5 protein-coding genes and 1 riboswitch are annotated in these 7344 nt (G+C 70.5%); of the genes, 4 read left to right on the top strand and 1 reads right to left on the bottom strand.

Annotated elements, in window-relative coordinates:
• The first annotated feature begins 173 nt into the window (after window positions 1-173).
• The 3 genes from ACFU7D_RS03155 (at window position 174) to ACFU7D_RS03145 (ending at window position 5483) form a co-directional block, all read left to right on the top strand.
• Complete coding sequence (locus ACFU7D_RS03155) at window positions 174-2525, top strand: transglycosylase domain-containing protein (protein ID WP_378863192.1); 2352 nt, start codon at window positions 174-176, stop codon at window positions 2523-2525.
• Between the two features lie 74 nt (window positions 2526-2599).
• Window positions 2600-2713, top strand: a riboswitch (SAM riboswitch).
• Window positions 2714-2758: 45 nt separating this feature from the next.
• The gene (locus ACFU7D_RS03150) at window positions 2759-4078 is read left to right on the top strand and encodes an aminotransferase class V-fold PLP-dependent enzyme (protein ID WP_378863189.1); all 1320 of its coding nucleotides are present in this window, start codon (window positions 2759-2761) and stop codon (window positions 4076-4078) included.
• 349 nt (window positions 4079-4427) lie between these two features.
• Window positions 4428-5483: a biotin/lipoate A/B protein ligase family protein gene (locus ACFU7D_RS03145; protein ID WP_378863186.1), complete on the top strand. Its 1056-nt coding sequence runs from the start codon at window positions 4428-4430 to the stop codon at window positions 5481-5483.
• A gap of 7 nt (window positions 5484-5490) precedes the next feature.
• On the opposite strand, the gene ACFU7D_RS03140 is transcribed toward ACFU7D_RS03145, so the two are convergent.
• Window positions 5491-6315 carry an alpha/beta fold hydrolase gene (locus tag ACFU7D_RS03140; protein ID WP_378863181.1) on the bottom strand — a complete coding sequence of 275 codons (825 nt, stop codon included), beginning with the start codon at window positions 6313-6315 and terminating at the stop codon, window positions 5491-5493.
• Between the two features lie 193 nt (window positions 6316-6508).
• On the opposite strand from ACFU7D_RS03140, the gene ACFU7D_RS03135 reads away from it, so the two are divergent.
• Window positions 6509-7339: an alpha/beta hydrolase gene (locus ACFU7D_RS03135; protein WP_378863178.1), complete on the top strand. Its 831-nt coding sequence runs from the start codon at window positions 6509-6511 to the stop codon at window positions 7337-7339.
• Window positions 7340-7344: the final 5 nt, after the last annotated feature.

Below are 7344 nucleotides of genomic sequence, written 5' to 3'. Positions count from 1 at the left end.
CCCACCCGGGTAGGATCAACGGCCGCCGCAATCAGTCGCCTAGGTCAGGTGGAGCAATGGAACACCGGAGCGCCGAGCCTCCGAAGGGTCCGACCGGTCCGCCGCCGTCCTGGCGGCCGCCTCCGCCGCCTGCCGCGCAGGCTCCTCGGATCGCGCCAGAGCTGCCTCGGGCCGTGCCCAGCCGACCGGGTGCGCGTCGGGCGGAACCCAAGCCGTCGGCGGCCCGCGACTGGCTTGCCAAGCTCGAGCCGGCCACGGCCTGGGCGGCCGAGAAGTGGGCCACCCGGAGCACCGGATCCAGGAGCAGCGGATCCAGGAGCAGCGGCGGTCGTCCGCCGGCCACCACCTGGCGACGCTGGGGGAAGGTCACCGCGAAGGTGGCGCTGGTCGGGTTCTTGGCCATCGCCCTGATCGGGTCGGTGACGGCGATCGTGGCCTACAACCGGATCGCGGTGCCTGACCCCAACGCCGCCTTCGAGGTGGAGACGTCCTTCGTCTACTACGGCAACGGCAAGACCGAGCTCGGCCGTTACCAGGAGGGTGACCAGAACCGGATCAAGCTGGACGCCGACCAGATCCCGGAGATGGTCAAGAACGCAGTGGTGGCCGCCGAGGACCGCACCTTCTACGAGAACAGCGGCGTCGACGTGAAGGGCATCGTGCGGGCGGCGTTCTCCAACACCACCGAGGGCACCTCGGGTGGCGCCTCCACGATCACCCAGCAGTACGTCAAGAACTACTACCTGACCTCCGAGTACTCCTACACCCGCAAGCTGAAGGAAGCGGTCATCGCCCTGAAGCTGACCAGGCAGAAGAGCAAGGACCAGATCCTCACCGACTATCTCAACACGATCTACTTCAACCGCGGCGCCTACGGCATCGAGGCGGCCGCGAAGGCCTACTTCGCGAAGCCCACCAAGGACCTCTCGCTGCGGGAGACGGTGGCGCTCGCGGCCATCCTCAACAACCCGGCCGGCTTCGACCCCGCCAGCAGCACCTTCCGGGGTGAGGAGAAGCTGCTCGGCCGCTACCAGTACGTCCTCTCCGGCATGGTCGACCTCGGCTACCTGAAGCAGGCCGAGGCCGACAAGGTGAAGGACGCGCTGCCGAAGTTCCCCGCGAAGACGGTGTCGAGCCGGCTCGGCGGCCAGCGTGGCCATGCGCTGACCATGATCAAGGCCGAGCTGCTCGGCCTCAAGGGCGCCGACGGCAAGCCGATGTTCACCGAGGAGAAGATCGACAGCGGTGGCCTCCGGATCACCGCGACGCTCTCGCCCAAGGTCATGAAGGCATCGGCGACCGCGGCCAAGACCGTGAAGCCGAAGAACCGGAAGGCGTACGTCAAGGGCGACCCCGACCAGAAGAACGCCCTCCACGTGGCGACCGCCTCGGTCGACGTCGGGTCTGGAGCGCTGCTCGGCTTCTACGGTGGCCAGGACTATCTCGACAGCCAGCAGAACTGGGCCGCGACCGGTGGTCACGCCGGGTCGACGATGAAGGCCTTCGCCACCGCCGCGGCGATCGGGAAGGGCTACTCGCTGAACTCGACGTGGGCCGGAGACTCGCCGTTCACCACCTACGCCGGCTCCGAGGTGGTCAACGAGGGTGAGCAGGCCGGGATCGCGGACGGGATGGACTACGGCCAGCACATCACCATGCTCAAGGCGATGGAGCAGTCGGTGAACACGGCCTACATCGACATGACCGAGTCGATGGGTGGCCCCGAGGAGGGCCGCAAGGCGATCTACGACACCGCGGTAGCCGCGGGGGTCGCCCCGGCGAAGGCGAACCCGAAGTTCCCGGGGATCCCCAGCACCACCACCGACTTCGACCACAAGACCGACGACCGGATCGCGCTCGGCCGTGCCAACGTCAGCCCGATCAACATGGCCAACGCCTATGCCACGATCGCCGATGGCGGCTACCGCCACGACGTGCACGTGGTGAAGAAGGTCCGCGACCGCGCCGGCAACGTCCTCTACAGCTGGAACGGCCGCAAGAACGCCCGGCACGCGATCTCCGAGGACGTCGCCGCCGACGTGACCTACGCGATGCAGGGCGTCGTGCAGAGCGGCTCCGGCCAGAAGGCGCAGAGCATCGGCCGGCCGGTGGCCGGCAAGACCGGCACCGGCACGTGCACCAGCGCGCAGCACGTCTGCTCGTCGTGGTTCGTCGGGTTCACCCCGCAGATCGCGACCGCCGTGCGCTACTCGCGTGGCAACGGCGAGGGCAAGCTCGACGGCGGCTGGATGCCGTCCTACTTCGGCGCCGACTATCCCACCGAGACCTGGGCGGCCATCATGGCCGAGGCCATGGAGGGCAAGGAGGTCGAGAACTTCCCCGAACCCGTCTACGTCGACGGCCAGGATCCCGAGTCCGGCCACGAGGAGGAGCTGATCGCTCCGCCCGCTCCGCCTGCTCCACCTGAGGGTGAAGACGGCGAGGAGTGCGACCCGGTCTCGGAGTTCTTCGGCACCTGCGACAACGGGGACGACCACGGCAACCCCTGGGAGGGGCGTCCGTGATCTGAGACGCGTGCCCACCGATCGAGATGGCGAGTTGGTGGGCGCGTCCGGTCTCGGGCAGGATTCTTGGCGAAGGTCACGACTGCCAGCGCGAAGCCCCGGCTTGCTGGCGGGCAACCCTCCCACGCGGTGGGGTGCTCCGGGTGACGACCAGGTCCTCGCCGAGGTGGCGCGGGCAAGCGCGTGCTTCGCCGGGCAACCCTGGGGGAGCCATGACCCCGAAGGGTGCCCCCATGTCCCTGCTTCCGCTCGTCGGCTCGAACACTCAGGTCCCGCTGCTGGACGGAACGACCACGACGTACGCCAACCTCGACGTGGCCGCGTCGGCACCGGCGCTGCAGAGCGTGGCCGACCGGGTGGCCGAGGTCCTGCCCTGGTACGCCTCGGTCCACCGTGGCGCCGGCTACCTGTCCCAGGTCTCGACCGCCCTCTACGAGGAGTCGCGCGCGACCATCGGCGCCTACGTCGGCGCGCGAAATGACGACGTCACCGTCATCACCCGCAACACCACCGACGCGGTGAACCTGCTGGCGGGCTGCGTACCGGGCAGGGTCCTCGTCCTCGACATCGAGCACCACGCCAACCTGCTCCCGTGGCGCCGTGTCGGTGCCGGCGTCACCGTGGTCGCGGGCCGGGATACCCTCGCCGGCACCATCGACGCCCTCGCCGGGGAGCTGGCTCGGGACAGCTTCGCCCTGGTCGCGATCACCGGTGCCTCCAACGTCACCGGCGAGGCGCTCCCGGTCGGCGAGATCGTCACCCTGGCCCACGCCCACGGCGCCCGGGTGCTCGTCGACGGTGCCCAGCTGCTCGCCCACCGTCACTTCTCGCTGGCCGCGACCGGCGCCGACTACGTCGCCTTCTCCGGCCACAAGCTCTACGCGCCCTACGGCGCCGGCGCCCTGGTCGGGCGTCGCGACTGGCTCGACGTCGGCACCCCCTACCTCGCCGGGGGAGGGGCCGTCGAAGACGTCGAGGTGGGGGAGACCACGTGGCAGCCCGCGCCGGCGCGTCACGAGGGCGGCTCGCCCAACGTCATCGGTGCCGCCGCGCTGGCTGCTGCCTGTACGACTCTCGGTGGCCTCCCGGCCGCCGACCTGGACCGCCACGAGGCGTCGCTGAGGGGGCGCCTCGTGGCCGGCCTGTCCGCGCTGGACGGCGTCGACGTCGTCCGCCTGTGGCCCGACTCCGACGAGCCTGTCGGCGTGGTCACGTTCACCGTCGACGGCATCGAGCCCGGCCGGGTCGCGGCCTACCTCTCGGCCGAGCACGGCCTGGGCGTACGCGACGGCCGTTTCTGCGCGCAGCCGCTCCTCAAGCGCCTCGGCCTCACCGCGGGCGCGGTCCGCGCGAGCATCGGCATCGGCACCTCGGTCGCCGACGTGGACCGGCTGGTCGCCGGCGTACGTTCCCTTCTCGCTGGTGACGTCCGGGGCGACTACGTCCTCACCGACGGTGCCTGGACGCTCGCCGAGGACCCCCGCCCCCTTGTCGGGCCGGCCGGCCTCACCCGCCTGGCCGACACCGCCGGCTCCTGCGCCGCTGCCGTCTGACCACCCCCTGCCGAGGCGTCAGCTAGGTCGCGCGAGGCGTCAGTTACGTCGGGCGAGGCGTCGGGTACGTCGGCCGAAGCGTCGGGTAGGTCGGGCGAGGAGTCAGGTACGTCGGCCGAAGCGTCGGGTAGGTCGGGCGAGGAGTCAGGTACGTCGGCCGAAGCGTCGCTTCTGTCGGCCGAATGGGCATGCGGTGACGTCGCGGGCGCCGGGGGGGCCGGCGCCGCCGCGGGGGGGGCGGGCGGGGCCGCCGGGCGGGCCGGCTCGGCCGACGGGAGTGACGGCTCGGCCGACGTGCCTGACGCCTCGGCAGGGGGATGAATCGGGGCTCTCCGGGTGTTCTGGAATTGTGAGTGAACGAGTGCATGGCGAGCGGAAGGTACGCGGCGGCAAGCTGGTCGTCGTCGACGCGACGGTCTCCGCGGACACGATCATCGATGTCGTCCTCTCGGGCGACTTCTTCCTGGAACCCGACGAGGCGCTGGGGTGGCTGACCGCGGCGCTGGAGGGGCAGTCCGTCGACGCGTCCCTCGACCAGCTGACCGCAGAGCTCGACGCCGCGGCTCGTGACGCCGAGCTGGTCGGCTTCGGCACCCGCGACATCGCCCTCACGGTGCTGCGGGCGCTGGGCCGGGCGACGACGTGGGACGACCTCGACCTCGAGATCGTCGAGACCGGACCGCTGTCGCCGACGATGCAGATGGCCCTCGACGAGGTCATCGTCCGCCAGGTGGCCGAGGGCCGCCGTGCCCCCAACCTGAGGTTCTGGGACTGGGCGAGCAGCGCCGTCGTGATCGGCAGCTACCAGTCGCTCTCCAACGAGGTCGACGAAGCCGCCGCCGAGCGGCACGGCATCGAGGTCGTACGCCGCATCTCCGGCGGCGGCGCGATGTTCATCGAACCGGGCAACACGATCACCTACAGCCTCGCCGTGCCCGACACGCTCGTGGCCGGGATGTCCTTCCAGGAGTCGTACGCGTTCCTCGACGAGTGGGTGCTGCGCGGCCTGCGCAGCGTCGGCATCGAGGCCGCCTACGCCGGTCTGAACGACATCGCCTCGCCGGTCGGCAAGATCGCCGGTGCCGCGCAGAAGCGGATCCCGGGCGGCGTCCTGCACCACGTCACGATGGCCTACGACATCGACGCCGACAAGATGCTCGAGGTGCTCCGGATCGGCCGGGAGAAGATGTCCGACAAGGGCACCCGGAGCGCGGCCAAGCGGGTCGACCCGATCCGTTCCCAGACCGGGCTGAGCCGGGACAAGGTCATCGAGGCGCTGCTCGCGGAGTTCGAGCAGAGCTTCGGCGCGGCGTACGTCGGCCTCGACCGGGCCACGATCGACGAGGCCGCGGCGCTGGTCGAGACCAAGCACGGCACCCCGGCCTGGCGGGCGCGGGTGCCGTAGAGCACGCTCAGCGGTCGACGAAGGCCAGCAGGTCGGCGTGCAGGCGATCGCGATCGGTGTCCGGGAGGGCATGGCTGGACCCCTCGTAGACCTTCAGCTCCGCGCCGTCGATCAGCTCGACCGAGCGGCGGCCCCCGACCTCGATCGGCACGATCTGGTCGTCGTCGCCGTGCACGACCAGCGTCGGCACGTCGATCTTGGCCAGGTCGGGCCGGAAGTCGGTGGCGGAGAAGGCCGCGATGCACTCGTAGGCGCCACGGTGCCCCGACGCCATGCCCTGGAGCCAGAAGGCGTCGCGGAACCCCTGCGGGACGTCGCCGTTCCGGTTGTGCCCGAAGAACGGTCCGTCGGCAAGGTCGCGGTAGAGCTGGGCCCGGTTGGCCAGCTCCCCGGCCCGGATCTCGTCGAAGACCTCGACGGGTAGCCCCTCGGGGTTGTCCTCGGTCCGCAGCATGAGCGGCGGGACCGCCGAGACCAGGGCGAGCCCGGCGACGCGGCCGGTGCCGTGCCGGCCGACGTACCGGACGATCTCGCCGCCACCCGTCGAGTGCCCGACGAGGGTGAGGTCGCGCAGGTCGAGCGCATCGATCAGACAGGCGAGGTCGTCGGCGTAGGTGTCCATCTCGTTGCCGGACCAGGTCTGGCTGGAGCGGCCGTGGCCCCGGCGGTCGTGGGCGACGGCTCGGTGGCCGTGCTGGGCGAGGAAGAGCGCGGTGGCCTCCCAGGCGTCGGAGTTGAGCGGCCAGCCGTGGCTGAGCAGCACAGGGCTTCCGCTGACGCCCCAGTCCTTGTAGAAGATCTGGGCGCCGTCGTCGGCGGTGATGTAGGGCATCGGCTTCCTCCCACGGTCGGTTGGGCTCTGTCCTGACGAGCCTCACCCAGCCATCCGTCTCGGCGGACCACGTGGACCGCGTAGTCCCGCGGGACTACGCGTCGTACGTGGTCCGGGCGCATCGCGACTCGATGGACGATCGGAGCATCCCAGCCCAGCAATCCCAGCCCCAGCAACAGAGAGGGAACCTGACATGAGCACCCCGGACACCATCGTCCTGATCCACGGCTTCTGGGTCACACCCCGGTCGTGGGAACACTGGAAGGCCCGGTACGAGGCCAAGGGCTTCACCGTGCACACCCCCGCCTACCCCGGCTTCGAGGTCGAGGTCGAGGCTCTCCGCGACGACCCGACCCCGATCGCCGACCTCACCCTGGAGGCGATCGTCTCCCACCTGGAGGCCTTCCTCGCCACGCTCGACAGCGCACCGATCATCATGGGCCACTCGGCCGGTGGGGCGTTCACGCAGGTCGTGATGGACCACGGCTACGGTGCCGCGGGCGTCGTCCTCAACTCGGCTCCGACCGAGGGCATCCGGGCCACGCCGTGGACCCAGCTGCGCTCGGTCTTCCCGGTGCTCAAGAACCCGGCGAACCATCACCGCGCCGTCGGCTTCGACGCCGAGCAGTGGACGTACGCCTTCACGAACACCTATACCGAGGAGGAGTCGACGGCCTTCTACGAGCGCTACCACATCCCGGCTTCGGGCCGGGTCCTGTTCGACTCCGTGCTGGCGAACTTCCAGCCTGGTCACCAGGGTGCCTGGGTCGACTTCAAGAACGCCGACCGAGCGCCGCTGCTGTTCCTGTCCGGGTCCGAGGACCACATCATGCCGCCGTCGGTGCAGGCCTCGAACGTCAAGCACTACCAGGGTGCCGGAACCGTCACCGAGCACGAGACGTACGAGGGCCGGCCGCATCTGATGGTGGCGGGTCCGGGGTGGGAGGAGATCGCCGACCACGCGCTGGAGTGGGCGCTCTCCCACGCCGGAGAGCGGGGCGCCACCGGATCCAACGCCTCCTGAGGCCG

Source organism: Nocardioides sp. NPDC057577 (assembly GCF_042801335.1).
GTDB lineage: Bacteria > Actinomycetota > Actinomycetes > Propionibacteriales > Nocardioidaceae > Nocardioides.
The sequence above is the reverse complement of the archived record's forward strand: the minus strand, read 5'-3'. Positions and strand labels throughout refer to the sequence as shown.